Below are 16980 nucleotides of genomic sequence, written 5' to 3'. Positions count from 1 at the left end.
CTTGAAACTGGCATTCCGTTTCAAAATGACATTTTAATTGATTTAATGAAAATTTCTGTTTTGAAACATTGATTCGATTACTTGTTATCTGAATCTGAGTCCTTTTGGGCGTTCTTCAGTTGATCACCAATCAAATCACCTAAAGTAAAGCCGGCATCATCATCGTCAGTTGACATCTGAGTAGGTGCAGCTTGCTTTCTTGGTGCACGTTGTTGTTGCTTTGGTTGTTCGTGGCTTTCGCTACCAGCTGGCTTTTCTTTCAACGCTTTGATTGAAAGTGCCAAACGATGAGCGTCTGGGTGAACTTCCAAAACCTTGACCTTAACCTTTTCACCAGTTGATAAGACATCATTTGGTGTGGCAATGTGTTCGTGAGCAATTTGAGAAATATGAACAAGCCCTTCAACACCAGGGAAGACTTCAACAAAGGCACCAAAGCTTGTCAAACGCTTAACAGTTCCTTCCAGAACTGAACCTTCAGGAGCTTTTTCTTCAATACCATCCCATGGTTCTGGTAAGGTCTGCTTGATTGAGAGAGAAATTCGGTTACGGTCTGGATCAACTGATAAGACCTTAACTTTAACTTCTTGACCAACCTTCAATACATCTGAAGGCTTCTCAACACGTTCGTAAGCAATTTCAGAAACGTGAACCAAGCCATCAACACCGCCGAGGTCAACGAAGGCACCGAAGTTGGTCAAACGAGCAACTTTACCTTCAACCGTTTCGCCGGCTTTAAGGGTATCCATGATTTCTTCACGCTTAGCAGCCTTTTCTTGTTCAACCAAGGCACGGTGTGACAAGATCAAACGGTTTTCACTAGGTTCGATTTCAATAATCTTAAAGGTTAACGTCTGACCCTTAAACTGGTTCAGATCTTCAACGAAGTGATCACTGATCATTGAAGCAGGCACGAAACCACGAACACCTGCATCAACAACTAAACCGCCCTTAACCACTTGGGTAACGGGTGCTTCAATCGTTTCACCAGCCTCATACTTCTTTTGAATCTCATCCCAAACTTTACGGGCCTCAAGACGACGAACAGATAGCAAGTAACTGCCGCCTTCCTTGTCGTTACCAATCTTTGAGATAACAACTAAATCAAGGGTATCACCAACTTTGATGACATCATTGATATCTGAAACTGGTTTTGTTGAAAGTTCCTTTTGTGGTACCACACCTTCAATACCGGTGCCCTCGATACCAACGATGGCTTGCTTATCATCATCAATGGCCAATACTTCACCCTTGACGACGTCACCAACTTTCACCGTTTCAATGCTATTTAAAGCATTCAATAAATCGTTGTTCTCATTGTTATTGTTTTCACTCATACGAACTTTTCCTCCTTGCGACAACTCTAACTTATATTTTATCCGAAAATTAACAATAATACCAGTAGCATGACGAACTTTTATGCGATTTTACACGAATTCTTTTTGTTTTTGAGCAATTATGTCGCTGATTTTGTCAACCACTTCGTCAATTGACAATGAAGTCGTGTCCAATCGAATGGCATCCTTAGCCTGAGTCAGGGGTGAAATCGCCCTGGTCGAGTCCTTATGATCACGAGTTTGAATCTCCTCGCGCAGCTCGTCTATTGGCGTATGGATCCCCTTTTCGGCGTTATCTTTGAAACGTCGCTGTGCCCGCTCTTCAACACTGGCAACCAAAAAGATCTTTACTTCGGCTTTTGGTAAAACCGAAGTCCCGATATCACGGCCGTCCATGACGATTCCGCCGGCTTCAGCAATGGCTCTTTGCCGTTCCGTTAAATCCTTACGAACACTTCCTTGCGCAGCTACGGTCGAGACGTTATTCGTCACGTCAGGCTGCCGAATAGCCATGGTCACTTCCTGACCATCAAGAAAAACTAATTGTTCGGGATTTCCTGGTTTAAATTCAATCTTCGTGGTTTTCAGCATTGCAGCCAGCGCATCAGCATCGTCTAATGCAACGTGCTGCTGCATCGCCTTTAACGTGACCGTCCGGTACATGGCACCGGTATCACAATAAACATAACGAAACCGGTGGGCAATTTTCTTAGCCACCGTACTTTTACCAGCAGAAGCTGGTCCATCAATTGCAACCTGTAATTTTTTGTTTGACATTATATCCACCTGTATCAACTTATTTGACGCGTACTCTCTGGTTTGGTCTTAGCGTGGTAAGACCAGGGTTTAGCTGTTTCAATCGTTCAACTGAAATACCGTTATTCACAGCTACCCGATAAATTCCTTGACCTTGACCAACAACGGCGTACTTCGAACCCGCTGCTGAGCTGGTCGAATGATGTGAAGAAGCCGACTTGGCAGGCTTAGTTGCGGTAGCTGGCTGCGCAGCGGTTGCTGATTCACTGCTTTGCTGCGTCCGTGATGCCGACGTTGTGTTGGAATCCGCAGTGCTGCCCGAATTTTGCGACTTCGAACTGGCATCAGCAGAGGCTTTTTTTGCAGAGATAGATGAAGCTGCCTTCTCCGATGCAGATTTGGCAGCCTTTTTGTGATGTGTCTGGGTAACAGAGCTGGTCTGCTCACTAGAAACACTCATTGAATTATCGGGTTTATTCATCGCACTTTGACGTGCTAGGCCGTATATCAAAGACCCCACCGCAATGATAATAATAATAGCTACTAAAATAATCGTGATCAATCGGTTGTTATGGCTTTGTCGATGCCGTTTAGTCCGGGACAAATTACCTTGGTCATCCCGGTCGTCCCCAAACGACTGGTCCCAAGGTTTTGTTTCAGATGACTGATCGTCTTTTTTTGGATCCATCATGTTACCTCCTCAAAAACTTTCATTACGAATTGTACCATAGCTGGCGCTTCTATGGGAATTTTTTTAAAGAGCACCCGACTGATGGCCGGCAAAATTAAAGAGCCGGGTTAAAATAGCCTGCCACTCAGTGTTACTGTTTTGCGGATCGTTAGCAGCGGCACTGTCCGCGGTTGAAGCAAGCAAGCCGAGTCCCTTAAAGTCAGGCTGCGGTTCATCGCTGCTGCAGCAGTGCTTAGGAAGATGATCATCTCCCTTAAGCTGATCAAAATAGGCTTGGATATAGCGTCGTTTGCACGCCGTCGTCCGCAGGTAGCCCATCATCTTCCTTAAAGCTAGCAACCGCTGTTCCCGCCGTTTAGCAAAAGCCGCTTGCAATTGATCTTCCCGGTAGCCGTGCTGTTTGTAAAACCAAATCAAATTAGCTTTCTCATCGCCAGCAATTTGGGGGGCATTTTGCTGAAAATAATAGTGAATTTCATTGTCCTGTGGAATGGTGGCTTCACTTAGGAACTGCGCAATCTGTTCATCACCAGACTGATAAAGTAAAATGGCAACGCTTTGCTCACCATCTCGCCCTGCCCGGCCAATTTCCTGCCAGTATGATTCAACATCGCTGGGCACATGATAGTGGATGACAAACCGAACGTTATTCTTATCGATCCCCATGCCAAACGCACTGGTGGCACAGATCACATCCAGCTGATCCTGCATAAACTGCTGCTGAACTTTAAACCGGGTTTCCGGATCCAAGTCAGCGTGGTAGGCTGCCACTTTGCTGTTTGTCTTAGCCGTCAGCAGTTCCGCCATTTCATTAGCTTTCTTTTTACTGGAAAAATAGACGACACCCGGCTTTTTTAGTTTGGCAACCAATTCAATCAAACGGTCGTTTTTATCGTTTTGAGTATCAAAGCGTTCAACCGACAGAAAGATATTCTGCCGGTCCACAGGTTCCACAATTTCAGTGGCCTGCGGTAACTGCAATTTTTGTTTGATATCATCCCTGACGTGCTGAGTTGCCGTGGCGGTTGCCATTAACGTTAGCGGATCTCCCAGCTGATGGCGAATCTGCCCCAGCAGCAGGTATTCTGGCCGGAAATCCGGACCCCACGTGGAAATACAGTGGGCTTCATCTACCACCAATAGTCCGATCTGGACCCGTTGAAAGGCACTGAGTATTTGGTCTTGGCTAAGCATTTCCGGTGAAACAAATAAGAATCGGTATTCACTCAAGTGCCGTAAAACCCAATTCTTTTCCGAGTAAGTCATCAAAGAAGTCAAAGCCGCCGCCCGCTTTTCACCCTTGACAGTCAAGGCGGTCACTTGATCCTGCATTAGGGAAATCAGTGGTGACACGATCAGCACCAACTTTTGTGTGACCACACCATACAGTTCATAAATTAAGGTTTTCCCGGCCCCCGTCGGCAGAACGGCAAGTGTATTCTGACCCGCTGATAGTGCTGTTAAAGCATCTAGCTGACCAGCACGAAAATCAGTGAATCTGAAATGCTGTTTAAGGGTCTGATACAGTTGTTCAGTGCTTATCATCAATTTGTTTACTCCTTAAAATTTCCAACAGCCGAAACTGCCAAAACTCAACCTGCAAATCCTCAACTTGTTTAAACTGCCATTCATCAAGCGGTACAGCGCCCAACCGGTCCTGCATTTGGGCAACCAGTTTAGGCTGTAAGACCCGCTGAAAGTTGAACTGTTCTTTCGGCAGCATAATCGCCGCCTCCAGTAGATGTTCCCGCACGGTGCTAAGTTTCAGTGCCCGTTTCTGACTGATGGTCTGCAGTGACTCGCCAGCCATAAAACTACGCAAAGTCAACGCTGCACTTTCACTGATCAGTGGCGTTTTTAGTCCTGAAAGCAGTGCGTGAACACTGCCATTGTCAGTCTGAGAAACGCGCTTAGCTAACTGACAAATCAAATCAACTTCCATTAATTTGGCTTCAGATTCCCCCAGGCCAAAATCACGGGCAACCTGCGTCAGTGTTTCACCTGGCTGCTGATGTCCAACGAGTAAACGGCTCATAAAAGTCGCTTGTTTACTGGGCAATTGCGTGAAAAAGGTCTGCCAGAAGGCCTGAAAATCACCTTGCAGGCCGCTGTTGTGATAGTGGCTGAACCACCGCTTGATCGTCTGCTTAACTTGCCAAGAAACCTGGAGCGGATAGTACTGGTTATTTTGATAGCTTTGTTCTGAAACCACCTGGGTTGCCAGCAAAAGCCGTTGCCAAAACGTCGCAACATCAATCACCAGCCGAATATTGAAATACTGTGGCTGGTACCTACTTTGAAGCACTCGTCGCTGCTCGGCAGCTCCCCTATCAGTCAGTTGGGCATTGGTCTGGTCAACGATTACCCAACCCCGTTCGTTTAATTCAGCAACCGATTGATTCATTGTTTCTCTAGTCAGTCCTTTCTCGTAGCCTAACCAAGAGAGCTGATGATAACGCATTCCCCAGTACAAGGTAGAAACTGTCCGTTTACCAACGAGAATATTTTCAATCACGCGTAAACGTCTTGGGGCTGTCGGTGATAAAAACGTTATTAATTGTGTGGCATCCATCGTCGATTTCCCCCCGCTCAATAGTCTGCATTCATTTTCCCACACTGCAAATTTACTGTCTAGTACAACAAAACAGGATGGCACGCATTGGCCATCCTGTCATTCATATTTTGAGTTTAATTGATTTACAGCAGCTTTGACTGGTGCCGTAGAAAAGTCTTCATGCGATCAGCGACAACCACGAAAACTGCCCCGACTAGTACGCCCTTAATCAAATTGAACGGTACCACCCCGAACAGAATCATTTGAGAAAGCGGAATCGTGATCTTCATATGCAGTACGGCCATATAAACCGGTATGAGTACTGTCACGTTCAATATCGCCATAATGACGGATAGGCTTACCGTACCAGCAATAGCCGCTAAGGTGAGTCGGGTTACCGTCTTATACTTCCGAACGTACTTTAAGACGTAGTAGATTGGCAGCATAAAACTTACTGAAGCTACAAATCCGGCTGCAACACCAATAAAATTAGCAATGTCGACACCCGTCATCAGCCAGTAAAGCAGCCCTTTAATGGCCGCAATTAAAATGCCGCCCACCGGTCCAAACATAATCATCCCTAATAATATTGGAATATCAGAAAAATCAACCTTCATATAAGAAACAAACGGTAAAATTGGAAACGAAATAAAGTAGAGCAAAAACGAGATTCCAGCAAACAACGACATGATAACGACCTGGCGAATGCTAAATGGTTGACTGTGTTCCATTAAATATACCCTCCAAAACTGGTCATCTTCAAATGAAAACGCAAACAAAAAAGCCGAATCAATTTTCTCCAGAGGAAAATTAATTCGGTTTCACAATCATTTGTGTTAACCCAATCTTCTTTATACCAGACTTTACTGTCGGTTTCGGAGTTACACCGAATCAACTACTCCTAAAAAGTAGGTCGCGGACTATTACCGCCGGTCGGGAATTACACCCTGCCCTGAAGATGAACCACTCTATTTAATTTACTTACTCCAAGTGTACGAGATAAGCTTTAAAAATGCAAGTTATTTGTCCAGCTGTGCCAGGCGCTTAAGCTCCTTGACTTCTTCGGGGTTCAGCTCACGAAATTCACCAGGTAAAACGCCTTTGAGAGTCAAAAACGCATAGGTCTCCCGCTTCAGTTTCATAACGGGGTGACCGATGGCTTGCAGCATCTTCTTGACCTGATGGTTCTTGCCTTCATGAATGGTCAGCGAAACAATCGCCGTTTTTCGGCCATCATCGCTGGACAGTAACTTGGACTTGGCAGGTGAAGTGTGCTTACCGTCGATGTTAACGCCCTTACGCAGGTGCTTCAATTCTTCGTTAGTTGGAATACCTTCAACTTTAGCAACGTAAGTCTTGTCAACCTCATACTTTGGGTGCGTCAGCTGGTTAGCCAATTCACCGTCATTGGTCAGCAGGATCAAGCCCGTTGTATCGTAGTCCAGACGGCCTACCGGGTAAACCCGTTCCTTGATTTCATCATCTAGCAGATCAATGACCGTTTTACGGTGCTTATCGTCTGAAACCGTTGAAACCACCTGTCGAGGCTTGTTCATTAAAATATAAATCGGCATTTCCGTTTGGATTGGCATTTCATCCACGGTAATGTGATCATGTTTACTGACCTTAACGCCTAATTCGGTCACCGTTTCGCCGTTAACTTTAACGTGACCGGACGTAATCAGTTTTTCTGAACTGCGTCGTGAAGCAACGCCAGCATGTGCCATAACTTTTTGCAATCGTTCCATGTAATTATTTATCCTCCGAGTTTATCTGTTCGTTAAATCGTTTTAAAAATAAATCGCCATTCTGTTCGTCGTCTACTGTCGTTTGGGCTTCTGGCAGCGGTGGCAGATCTGCCAGCTGCTTGAGGCCAAAATAGTCCATAAAGTAATCCGTAGTTTTATAGAGTTTGGGACGCCCTGGCCCCTTTTTGCGGCCTGATTCGGTGATCAGCTGCCGTAATAATAGCTTGTTTAGTGTGCCGGAGCTTTGAACCCCGCGAATCTCGTCAATTTCCACACGGGTTATCGGTTGATTATACGCAATAATTGCTAAAACTTCTAGTGAGGCCTGCGACAGGCCGGTGGAACTGGGGGCTTCAAAGTACTGGCTGACAATGTTAGCTAAACTCTCCTTGGTCGCCAGCCGAACCGTATCATTGGCTTTCAAGATTACTAATGCCGAATCCGGATCACCGGCATACTTCTGGTTTAACTTAGATAACGACTGATTAACCGCCGGTACCATTGAATCGGTTAAATTAGCCAATTCCTGAACCGTTAGTCCTGACTCGCCGCTGACGAACAGCAGGGCTTCTAATTGCTGTATCTTACTCATTCTTCTTCTCCCAATTTTGCTGGTTTAACCGTAATCGGCATAACTCGACTAGGCTGATCCACTGCTACTTCGTGCTGCTTAGTCATTTCCAGCAATGCCAAAAACGTCGTCACCAGTTCTTCCTTGTTGGGTTTTTGATCAAACAGCTGACCGAACGGCACGGCTACTCGCACTTTACTGAGTTTGAATCGCAGAGTATGGATCTGCCCCTTAACCGTGTACTGTTCATCCCGAATCAGCCGCATCGGCAATTCCGGCTGTCGCTTTCGCTGGGTCAGTTCTGCCAGAACCCGTCGCAGATTGGTCACGGTTAACCCTGGTGCCAGCTTGCCCAATTTAACACCAGCTGGTACTGCCATTTCCGGTCGGGTATAAAACTTTTGCCGGGCAGCCGCCTGCTGTTTGAACCAGCCAGCTGCCTGTTTATAACGCTGATACTTCACCAATCGCTTAACCAGATCATCCTGCATTTCTTCCAGGCTGGGCTCGTCTTCTTCATCAGCAGGCGTTTCATCTGCTGGCAGCAAAAGTTTCGCCTTCATCTTCATCAGTGTGGCCGCCATCACAAAGTAATCACCGGCCACGTCCAGCTGATGATCCTGCATTTGTCGAAGCGCGGTCATATATTGATCGGTAATTGAGACGATGGGAATATCGTAAATGTCGATGGATGATGACTTGATCAGATGCAAAAGCAGGTCCAGGGGGCCTTCAAAGTTCTGCACGTGAATCAATACTGGCTGTTCACTCATGGCTGGCCTCCCATTTAGCAACAATGTGAGTTGTTTCAAGTGTGCCCATGATTCGCTGTTCCGGATACATATCCTGCAGTTCAGTTAAAATTGTGTTGGTGTTGCCCGCGTTACGAACCGCTGGTGTTAAAGCAATCAACCTGATCACAACAAAATGCGGACGCAATTCAACGCCCACAATCCCAGAAAAATCCTGGTTAGCGTCCTTCCACAAAAGTAACTGTCTGGCATCACTATTTTGATACCACTGCAGTTCTGCTTGCAGACGGTCGATCTTTTTTAATGCGGGCGCAAAAGAGAGCAACCCCATTGCCACTTTTTCATAATCATTACGATATTTAAGTAACAAACTGATCCCTCCCGTAAAGTTACGCTCTTGGATGAGCTTTACGATAAACTTCTGTTAAATGTTTCTTTGAAATATGGGTATAAATCTGAGTGGTAGAAATGTCGGAGTGTCCCAGCAGTTCCTGAACGATTCGCAAATCAGCCCCATTCTCCAGAATATGGGTAGCAAAAGAGTGCCGCAGCGTATGGGGGGTCACGTGTTTCCGAATTCCTGCCACACTGACATAGCGCTGAATCTTCTGCCAAATACTTTGACGGCTTAGGCCGCTGCCATGCGCGTTCAAAAATAAGTAGGGCGACGTCCGCTGTTTCAGTAATAGCGGCCGGCTTTGGTTCAAGTAGCGGTTGATCCAGTCAATGGCCACGTCCCCAATGGGAATGATGCGCTCCTTATTACCCTTACCGATCGTCTGAATAAGCCCCATTTCCAAATGGAGCTCACCCATTTTCAAGTGAACCAGTTCACTGACCCGCAAGCCGGTAGCGTACATCACTTCTAGAATGGCCCGGTCACGGATTCCATACTTATTACTGGTATCGGGTGCTGCCAATAAGGCATCGACTTCCGCCACCGTCAGTACCTGGGGCAATGGCCGGCCCTTCTTCGGTGCCCTGATTTCCACCATAGGATCCACGGTAAGCTGTTCATTTTGCACCAAATACTGGAAAAAGTGCCGCAGGGTGGAGACCATCCGGGTGACACTATTCCGTGCTTTGCCGCTATTTTGCTGCTGCTTTAAAAAATTAAGAATTGTCAGTTGATCTACCTTGGCAACGTCAGTAATCTTTTGCTGATTCAAAAATTGCCGGAATTCTTTAAGATCCAGACGGTACGAACTGATGGTGTTAGCAGCTAAACCACGTTCAATCCGCAAATCATGCAGAAAATCTTCAATCTGCTCGTCCATTTTGATCACGTCCCGCTTCAGTCAACCACAGGTACCCGTCATGTTCTTCAGCAAACCGCTGCTTCATTAAATGACCCACTGCCCGTTTGAACTGACCCTTGCTGATGCCGAAATAATCTTTGATATCAGCTGGATCACTCTTATCGGTAAAAGCGACTTTACCTTCCGGTGCATGCTGCAGGGTTGCTAACAGCATCAACGCATCGTCTGGAATGGCTTCATAAGCCCGTGGCCGTAACGATAGTTTTAAGGTCCCATCAGGAAATTGACTAATGACCCGGGCGTTTAATTGCTGCCCTAAACGGGGTTCTTGATCCCGTTCTTCAGGCGGAATGAAGCCAAGGTTGTAATCGCTGGTCAGTACCATGGTACCCGTTAATTTTAAGCGATAAGCCGTTGCCACAACGTCCTTATTGGTCAACTTAGACGTTACGGGCTGAGAAATAACGCGATAAAGAGCTTCATCGCCTAAATCGCCCCACATCCGGCCCTTCTTATCAAGCGTGATGGACAGCATTAAACGGTCACCGCGTTGAGGCCAAAGTCCAGCAATCTCAGGTAAATTATCCAGTGAAACCACGATGTCTTTATTAGGTAGACCAATATTGACGAAAACACCAAGTCCGTGCTGAACCCGAACTACTTCACCAAAGCCGTAATGGTCAACTTGAACCTTTGGTGCGTCCCGTGTGATTTGCAATTGATGCTGTTCGTTTTCATAAGCAAAACCTTTGAACTCACCGCCCAGCTTTAATGGCTTTTTGATCTCTGCTTTATCAAGTCGAAATGTCAGTCCACTGACCTGAACAAAATACTGTTTGTCATTTTCATCAGTTACTTCGCCGCTTATAACTCGACCAAGCAACTGGGTTAATTCATTATTCATTTTAGTATCCCCGTTCGTTCTCTTATATTACACATCTTTTGACATTATCGCACATATTGACCGGCGGTGGTAGTTTATTCTCAGCTCACCCAATTCCGGATGGTGCTTAAATGGTAATGGCAATCTTTTTTTAACGGCTCAATCTGAAAGTTCATAACCACTAAAAAAAGCCTAGCCCTAAGGCCAGACTTTTTAAATATCAGCTTAATTGAGTTGATTAAAGTGCGTTTGAAGCACCGTGATAAACGACACCGCGACGTGAGTCAACAGTGATCAATTCACCATCAGAAATCTTTTCTGAGGCACCTTCAGCACCAACGATAACTGGAATCCCCATTGAGATACCAACTACGGCTGCGTGTGAAGTTAAGCCACCGTTTTCAACGATAACGGCGCTGGCCTTTTCGATAGCTGGCAAGTAATCCTTGTCAGTATTCTTAGCAACCAGAATGCTGCCTTCAGTAGTCTTGCTGTTAGCTTCTTTAGCGTTTGATGCTAAAACAGCTTTACCAATAACAGTGTCATCGCCGACACCTTGGCCGCGAACTAACTTTGAGCCGATTAATTGAACCTTCATCAAGTTAGTTGTACCGCGTTCGCCAACGGGAACACCGGCAGTGATCAAGATCAAGTCGCCTTCCTTAGCTAAGCCGGTTTCAACAGCTTTAGCAGCTGCTAAATCAAACATAGCATCGGTGTTAGCTGGCTTTTCAGCAACGATTGGGTAAACACCCCAGTTAACCATCAAACCACGACGGGTACGATCGTCAAAGGTAACGGCCAAGATGTTTGCATCTGGACGGTACTTGCTGATCATCCGAGCAGTGTAGCCTGATTCAGTAGCGGCAACAATGGTCTTAACACCCAAGCTCTTAGCAACACGGGCAACTGAAGCGCCAATTGATTCAGTAACGTCAGCGTTAGCTAAGTCCATGTGGTCAGTACCAAAGTCCTTCAAAGCATTTTCAGCCTTGATGTCGATCCGGTTCATAGTTGCAACGGATTCTACTGGGTATTCACCGTTAGCACTTTCACCAGAAAGCATGGTTGCATCAGTACCATCAAAGACGGCGTTAGCAACGTCAGATGCTTCGGCACGAGTAGGACGTGGGTTTTCTTGCATTGAATCCAACATTTGAGTAGCAGTAATCACTGGCTTGCCCAAGATGTTGCACTTACGGATCAAGTGCTTTTGTACCAATGGTACGTTTTCAGTTGGAATTTCAACACCCATGTCACCACGAGCAACCATCAAACCATCAGAAACCTTGATGATATCGTCAAAGTTGTCGATACCTTCTTGTGATTCGATCTTAGGGAAGATTTGGACGTGTTCCATGTGCTTTTCTTCCAATAATTCACGAATGTCCATAACGTCTTGTGGCTTACGGACAAATGATGCAGCGATAAAGTTGATTTCATGGTCCAAACCGAAGCGGATATCTGATGAATCCTTTTCGGTGATCCCTGGTAAGTTGATTGAAACGCCAGGTGCGTTAACACCCTTACGTGAACCAAGCACACCATCGTTTTGCATGGTACCAACTAATTCCTTCTTAGCATCGTCCTTTTCATCAATGACCATGTCAAGCAGACCATCGTCGAATAAGACGTGACCGCCAACGCTAACATCATCGAATAAGCCAGGATATGTGACCGCGATCTTATCCTTAACACCTTCCAAGGAGTCGTCCATTGAAATCCGGAGCTTGTCACCAGTGTGATATTGGATCTTACCGTCCTTTTGAACGGTTGTCCGAATTTCAGCACCCTTGGTATCAAGCATAATACCAACAGTCTTGCCAGTAATCTTTTCAGCTTCGTGGACCTTGTTTAAACGGTCTAAATGTTCTTCATGGTCACCATGAGAAAAGTTAAACCGGAAAATGTTCGCGCCGGCCTCAATAAGCTTTACGATTGTGTCAACATCGGTACTAGCGGGACCAAGTGTACTTACGATCTTGGTTTTCTTCATAAGAAAAATCTCTCCTTTGAGTTTAAGACTGATCCGTTGATCGGCCACTTTGTGATAGCCATCACAATTAGACCAGTCCAATTTGGAATCCGACTGTTATTTTAGCACTTTTCAAATTTGTTGTCTGCGGTGTTTCTTCAAAAACTGACGATTTCCGTCATAAAAGCGTTTTCATGGCTTTTCTTTAGATAAATTTAACCTCAAACTTTAATGTTTTACTTGTAACACTACGTTATGATCACCCAAAATTTGCTCTAATGGGACTACCAATTGCTCACTGGCTGGCAACCAATATTGCCGGTTTAAAATTCGTTTGCTGTCGTCTTTGACCCGGTAAACAATTACCGGTGTCTGACCCTCATGCTGCTTTAAAAACCCGGTTAGCTGATTCATGATTGCCGGTACATCCGCCGATTCAGTTAACCTCAAAAACCAGCGGCTGCCCTGCAACTCTTTAGTCTGAGAAACTTCAGCTTTAGAGGGTTTTACCGTCGATGCCTGCTGAATTGAATCAGCTACTACCTGCAGGCTGCCCCGGTTGGCTTCCGTTTTCCCGTTGACCACAATAACCTGTTCCTTTTCTAGCCAGCTTGCAATCTGCCGGTAAGTGTTCGGAAAGACTGTAATACTGGTTTCTCCCGTCAGGTCACTAACGGTCAAAAAGGCCATTTGGTCACCGCGCTTGGTCCGAATCGTCCGAATTCGAGTGACGTAAACCACTAGCGTTACGTGCTGGTCGACACTCAGATCGCCGATTGAAACCGCGCCGCGCTGCTGAGCTAAATCAGTATATTGTTCCACCGGATGACCCGATAAATAAGCCCCCAGGTATTCGTTTTCCTTCTCTAACCGTTCGTTCAACGGAAAATCAGGTTGATGATCAATCTTAGGTGCCAGCGCTTCGAACAGATCCACACTGTTACCACTGAGTTCCACGCTGCTTAAGAATTCTGGCAAGCTGGCAATCAGCTCAGCCCGGTTATAGCCAAATTCATCGAAGGCCCCAGAGTATACTAAACCTTCAATCAAGTCTTCCTTCAGCCATTTTGGATCCAGCCGCAGCAGAAATTGATGCAGTGACTTAAACTGGCCGTTGGTCTGCCGTTCGGTAATGATACTTTGCAGCAGATCACGGCGCATCCCTTTAATAGAAGCTAGGCCAAAACGAATCTGGTTTTGCTCCAGTCGAAAATAAGCACCGCTATGGTTAATGTTAGGCGGTAAAATCTTAACTTGGTGCCGCTTTGCTTCCATTAAGTATAGTTTGGTTTTCGCGCTATTATTCAAAACGGAATTCAATAACGCGGTAAAGAAGGCTGCTGGATAATGGGTTTTCAGGTAGGCTAACTCAAAGGCCATCTTACTATAAGCTACCGCGTGAGACCGGTTAAACCCGTAGTTAGCAAACCGGTCAATATACTCAAAAGTCGCCTCAGCTACCTTCACCGCGTGACCCTTAGCTGCGGCTCCATCCGTAAATCGCTTGCGCATGGCTTCCATGGTAGCTTGCTTCTTTTTGCTCATGGCCCGCCGCAATAAATCGGCTTGACCCAAAGTAAAACCGGCCATCGTTGAAGCAACCTGCATCACCTGCTCCTGATAAACGATGATGCCATACGTAGGCGCTAAAATCTCTTTCAATGAATCATCGGGATACGTTACCGGTTCTTGTCCCAACCGGCGTTTAATAAAGTGGTCGATATTTTCCATGGGACCTGGCCGGTACAGAGCGTTTACAGCCGCGACCAGTTCAAAGGTATCCGGGTGCAAGCGTCGCAAAACGTTCTTGATTCCGCTGGATTCGAATTGGAAGACACCGTTGGTATCACCCCTTTGAAAGAGTTCCAAAGTGTCCTTATCATTCAAATCAATTTGACTAATCTTTAAATCATACCCAGTTTGGACTTTAACGTACTTCAAAGCTGCCGCTAGTAGACTCAAATTCCGCAGACCCAAGAAATCCATTTTCAACAGGCCGACCTGTTCCACGTAGTCCTTGGTGTACTGCGTCATGAGCATGGTCTCTGAACCGTTTTGTACCGGTACGATATCGGTGAGCGGCTTATCGCTCAATACAACCCCAGCCGCATGAGTGGAATAGTGCCGCGGCAAGCCCTCTAGCTTCGAAGCCGTTTCAAACAGCAGCTTGTTAGTCGGCGAATCTGCCACCATGTTTTGCAGGGGCTGTGACTGCGCGTAAGCCTCTTTAAGAGAAATGTGCAGCACGCTGGGAATCGTTTTACTCCACTCGCTAAGTTCGTACGGCCGCAAGCCAAAGACCCGACCAACGTCACGAATGGCTTGCTTCGTCGCTAGCGTTCCAAAGGTGATGATCTGACCTACCCGCTGATGACCGTACTTTTGGTGAACGTATTCCAATACTTCCTCACGGCGATTATCCGGAATATCTAAATCAATATCAGGCATTTGTGCCCGTTCTTCGTTCAAGAAACGTTCGAATAATAAATGATATTGCAATGGGTCAACATCGGTAATTCCCAGTACATAAGCGACCAAGGAACCGGCAGCTGATCCACGGCCGGGACCAGTGGTAATACCGGCCCGTTTGGTAAACTGCATCACGTCCCAGACGATCAAAAAGTAATCATTAAACCCCATCCGGTCAATAACATCCAGTTCGTGAGCCAACCGTTCTTGATAGGGTTTAACAGCCGTCACCTGATTTTCCTGCAGCCGTCTAGACAGTCCCGCTTGGCACTGTGCTAGTAAATAAGCTTTCGCTGACTGCTGATCAGGGGTTTGAAATTTGGGCAATTGGGGATGCTGAAACTTCAGCTGGACCCGGCAGGCTTTGGCAACCGTTTCAGTTAACTGAGCGGCGGCTTTTAAGCCTAAGCCTTCATAAACACTGTCAAACTCAGCAGCCGGCCGCAGCCAATACTGGCCGGTCTTCTTCTGCGCTTCTGCCAGGTTGCTGATGGTAGTACCATCCTTAATGGCATTTAAAACACCGACTGCAAACCGGTCGTCAGCATCCAAATACCGTACTTCCGGCAAGGCAACAATCTTAACCCGTGCCTCAGCAGCCAACTTGGTCAGTAGCTGTCGAACAGTCATCGACTGTGTGGGGGCGATGCCAATGAGCAAACTGTTATCGTCCACTGGCCGGCTTAACCGTGCCAGCAACTGGTTCACATTTTTCTGTTCGCCCTGGTCAAGCCAGTATTGCAGCTCGCTTTCGCTAGGTAAAATGACCACCAGATCACTAAGCCATCTCGCCACTTGCGCCACCGTTACCGGTTCACGGTCTGGACGCGTTTGTAAAAACGAGGAGATCGCCATTAAATGCTGATATCCAACTTGATTTTTCGCCAGCAATACCATTGGAAAGGTCTGCTCGGTGGCAAAAATACCGGCCAGATCAGCCGTTAGACCGATTATCGGCTGGACGTGATACTTCTGACAGGTTTGATAGAACTCTACCGTTCCGTACATGACGTTGCGGTCCGTCAGTGCCAACGCCTGATAACCGCGCTGAGCAGCGGTTTTTACCAGTTCGTCCAGTTGGTTGGTACTCTGCAGCAGGCTGTAGCTGCTAATGACTTGTAGTGGAACAAACGCCATGATCAATCGGCTTCCTTTCTCGTTATCTTCCGGACTCCATTATAACAGAGTAGCCCATTTTAAGACTTTCATTTTGGTTGAACATATGCTAAAATTTGCTTTGATTGCGAGGTGTCTACAATGAAAGCATTAGAAGCAAACTTGGTTGTTATTTTTTGGGCAATCATTTTTGGTGAAGTCATTGGTTACATTGGTGGTCAATTGGAAGTCATGACCTACGTCCCGGCTGAAATCGGGGTAGTAGCAACCATCGCTGCATTGATCTTCACCAATGGCGTCAAATTAGTTGCCAATTCAGATACAAAAGCGAGAAAATAATTATAATTGAAGATTTAGGGATGATCCTAAATTCAGCAAAAGCAGCATGACAATTTGCTCAGATTGTCATGCTGCTTTTTTGCTTTGTAACAACCTCGTTTCCGAACCACCCGCTATTATTGCTTGCCACCTTTTATTTAGCCAGATGATTCCGATTGAAAACACTTTTATATTTAAGCAATTGATCAAAAATAAAAAGACAATAATCATTAAAATAAAATGAGTTCATCCCCTGTGAATGATGTTTTACAGTCCTGAATCATATTTTTTAGCGACTAATCTGGCTGATATATGGGGATTTTTCTAATTTATCAATAGATTAATGCATACATTAGAATTGCCATCAAACTATTATCTTGGCAATCATCGTATTCTTAATCACTTTATCACAAGCTATTTTCAGACTTTTAAAAAATTTTTTAACGCTTTTATAATCACCAGCAAACGATTCTTTGTGATTTTACCGGCCTCTTGACCATTCACTTAATAGTTTGTGAACCGTAAACACCGCTGATGATGTTCTAAATATT

General features: G+C 45.8%; 15 protein-coding genes and 1 riboswitch. Of the genes, 1 reads left to right on the top strand and 14 read right to left on the bottom strand.

Going from position 1 to position 16980, the window contains the following annotated elements:
* Positions 1-77: 77 nt before the first annotated feature.
* The 14 genes from rpsA to dnaE all read right to left on the bottom strand — a co-directional run bounded on the left by rpsA (position 78) and on the right by dnaE (position 16132).
* A complete protein-coding gene (gene rpsA / locus JUE95_RS00490) occupies positions 78-1337 on the bottom strand; it encodes a 30S ribosomal protein S1 (protein ID WP_203648391.1) in 1260 nt (419 codons plus the stop codon).
* A 90-nt stretch (positions 1338-1427) separates the two neighbouring features.
* Positions 1428-2114, bottom strand: coding sequence for a (d)CMP kinase (gene cmk / locus JUE95_RS00485; RefSeq protein ID WP_203648389.1), 687 nt, complete (start codon positions 2112-2114; stop codon positions 1428-1430).
* 19 nt (positions 2115-2133) lie between these two features.
* Positions 2134-2781 (bottom strand): LysM peptidoglycan-binding domain-containing protein, encoded by a 648-nt coding sequence (locus JUE95_RS00480; protein WP_203648388.1) that lies wholly within the window; start codon positions 2779-2781, stop codon positions 2134-2136.
* Between the two features lie 66 nt (positions 2782-2847).
* Positions 2848-4329: a RecQ family ATP-dependent DNA helicase gene (locus JUE95_RS00475; RefSeq protein ID WP_203648386.1), complete on the bottom strand. Its 1482-nt coding sequence runs from the start codon at positions 4327-4329 to the stop codon at positions 2848-2850.
* Positions 4316-5356, bottom strand: coding sequence for a helix-turn-helix domain-containing protein (locus tag JUE95_RS00470; protein WP_203648384.1), 1041 nt, complete (start codon positions 5354-5356; stop codon positions 4316-4318). Before JUE95_RS00470 ends, JUE95_RS00475 begins: the two co-directional genes overlap by 14 nt.
* A gap of 125 nt (positions 5357-5481) precedes the next feature.
* Complete coding sequence (locus JUE95_RS00465; protein WP_203648382.1) at positions 5482-6069, bottom strand: ECF transporter S component; 588 nt, start codon at positions 6067-6069, stop codon at positions 5482-5484.
* A 109-nt stretch (positions 6070-6178) separates the two neighbouring features.
* Positions 6179-6302, bottom strand: a riboswitch (FMN riboswitch).
* A 55-nt stretch (positions 6303-6357) separates the two neighbouring features.
* Positions 6358-7086: a pseudouridine synthase gene (locus JUE95_RS00460; RefSeq protein ID WP_203648380.1), complete on the bottom strand. Its 729-nt coding sequence runs from the start codon at positions 7084-7086 to the stop codon at positions 6358-6360.
* A 4-nt stretch (positions 7087-7090) separates the two neighbouring features.
* Positions 7091-7678 carry an SMC-Scp complex subunit ScpB gene (gene scpB / locus JUE95_RS00455; RefSeq protein WP_203648378.1) on the bottom strand — a complete coding sequence of 196 codons (588 nt, stop codon included), beginning with the start codon at positions 7676-7678 and terminating at the stop codon, positions 7091-7093.
* Positions 7675-8430 carry a segregation and condensation protein A gene (locus JUE95_RS00450; RefSeq protein WP_203648376.1) on the bottom strand — a complete coding sequence of 252 codons (756 nt, stop codon included), beginning with the start codon at positions 8428-8430 and terminating at the stop codon, positions 7675-7677. The genes scpB and JUE95_RS00450 overlap by 4 nt, the downstream gene beginning before the upstream one ends.
* The gene (locus tag JUE95_RS00445; RefSeq protein WP_203648368.1) at positions 8423-8779 is read right to left on the bottom strand and encodes an N-acetyltransferase; all 357 of its coding nucleotides are present in this window, start codon (positions 8777-8779) and stop codon (positions 8423-8425) included. Before JUE95_RS00445 ends, JUE95_RS00450 begins: the two co-directional genes overlap by 8 nt.
* 19 nt (positions 8780-8798) lie before the next feature.
* The gene (gene xerD / locus JUE95_RS00440) at positions 8799-9686 is read right to left on the bottom strand and encodes a site-specific tyrosine recombinase XerD (protein ID WP_203648366.1); all 888 of its coding nucleotides are present in this window, start codon (positions 9684-9686) and stop codon (positions 8799-8801) included.
* Positions 9670-10572: a CvfB family protein gene (locus JUE95_RS00435; RefSeq protein ID WP_203648364.1), complete on the bottom strand. Its 903-nt coding sequence runs from the start codon at positions 10570-10572 to the stop codon at positions 9670-9672. The genes xerD and JUE95_RS00435 overlap by 17 nt, the downstream gene beginning before the upstream one ends.
* Positions 10573-10789: 217 nt before the next feature.
* Positions 10790-12547, bottom strand: a complete 1758-nt coding sequence (gene pyk, locus JUE95_RS00430) for a pyruvate kinase (RefSeq protein ID WP_203648362.1) — start codon at positions 12545-12547, stop codon at positions 10790-10792.
* Between the two features lie 207 nt (positions 12548-12754).
* The gene (dnaE, locus tag JUE95_RS00425) at positions 12755-16132 is read right to left on the bottom strand and encodes a DNA polymerase III subunit alpha (protein WP_373305648.1); all 3378 of its coding nucleotides are present in this window, start codon (positions 16130-16132) and stop codon (positions 12755-12757) included.
* 120 nt (positions 16133-16252) lie between these two features.
* Between dnaE and JUE95_RS00420 the strand changes: the two genes are divergently transcribed.
* The gene (locus tag JUE95_RS00420) at positions 16253-16450 is read left to right on the top strand and encodes a YjzD family protein (RefSeq protein ID WP_203648360.1); all 198 of its coding nucleotides are present in this window, start codon (positions 16253-16255) and stop codon (positions 16448-16450) included.
* The last annotated feature ends 530 nt before the right edge of the window (positions 16451-16980 follow it).

This window comes from Secundilactobacillus yichangensis (genome assembly GCF_016861565.1).
GTDB classification, from domain to species: domain Bacteria; phylum Bacillota; class Bacilli; order Lactobacillales; family Lactobacillaceae; genus Secundilactobacillus; species Secundilactobacillus yichangensis.
The sequence above is the reverse complement of the archived record's forward strand: the minus strand, read 5'-3'. Positions and strand labels throughout refer to the sequence as shown.

Excerpts from the sequence above, each read along its gene's own strand:
- rpsA (WP_203648391.1), bottom strand. The coding sequence starts at position 1,337 with ATGAGTGAAAACAATAACAATGAGAACAACGATTTATTGAATGCTTTA.
- cmk (WP_203648389.1), bottom strand. The coding sequence starts at position 2,114 with ATGTCAAACAAAAAATTACAGGTTGCAATTGATGGACCAGCTTCTGCT.
- JUE95_RS00480 (WP_203648388.1), bottom strand. The coding sequence starts at position 2,781 with ATGGATCCAAAAAAAGACGATCAGTCATCTGAAACAAAACCTTGGGAC.
- JUE95_RS00475 (WP_203648386.1), bottom strand. The coding sequence starts at position 4,329 with ATGATAAGCACTGAACAACTGTATCAGACCCTTAAACAGCATTTCAGA.
- JUE95_RS00470 (WP_203648384.1), bottom strand. The coding sequence starts at position 5,356 with ATGGATGCCACACAATTAATAACGTTTTTATCACCGACAGCCCCAAGA.
- JUE95_RS00465 (WP_203648382.1), bottom strand. The coding sequence starts at position 6,069 with ATGGAACACAGTCAACCATTTAGCATTCGCCAGGTCGTTATCATGTCG.
- JUE95_RS00460 (WP_203648380.1), bottom strand. The coding sequence starts at position 7,086 with ATGGAACGATTGCAAAAAGTTATGGCACATGCTGGCGTTGCTTCACGA.
- scpB (WP_203648378.1), bottom strand. The coding sequence starts at position 7,678 with ATGAGTAAGATACAGCAATTAGAAGCCCTGCTGTTCGTCAGCGGCGAG.
- JUE95_RS00450 (WP_203648376.1), bottom strand. The coding sequence starts at position 8,430 with ATGAGTGAACAGCCAGTATTGATTCACGTGCAGAACTTTGAAGGCCCC.
- xerD (WP_203648366.1), bottom strand. The coding sequence starts at position 9,686 with ATGGACGAGCAGATTGAAGATTTTCTGCATGATTTGCGGATTGAACGT.
- JUE95_RS00435 (WP_203648364.1), bottom strand. The coding sequence starts at position 10,572 with ATGAATAATGAATTAACCCAGTTGCTTGGTCGAGTTATAAGCGGCGAA.
- pyk (WP_203648362.1), bottom strand. The coding sequence starts at position 12,547 with ATGAAGAAAACCAAGATCGTAAGTACACTTGGTCCCGCTAGTACCGAT.
- dnaE (WP_373305648.1), bottom strand. The coding sequence starts at position 16,132 with ATGGCGTTTGTTCCACTACAAGTCATTAGCAGCTACAGCCTGCTGCAG.
- JUE95_RS00420 (WP_203648360.1), top strand. The coding sequence starts at position 16,253 with ATGAAAGCATTAGAAGCAAACTTGGTTGTTATTTTTTGGGCAATCATT.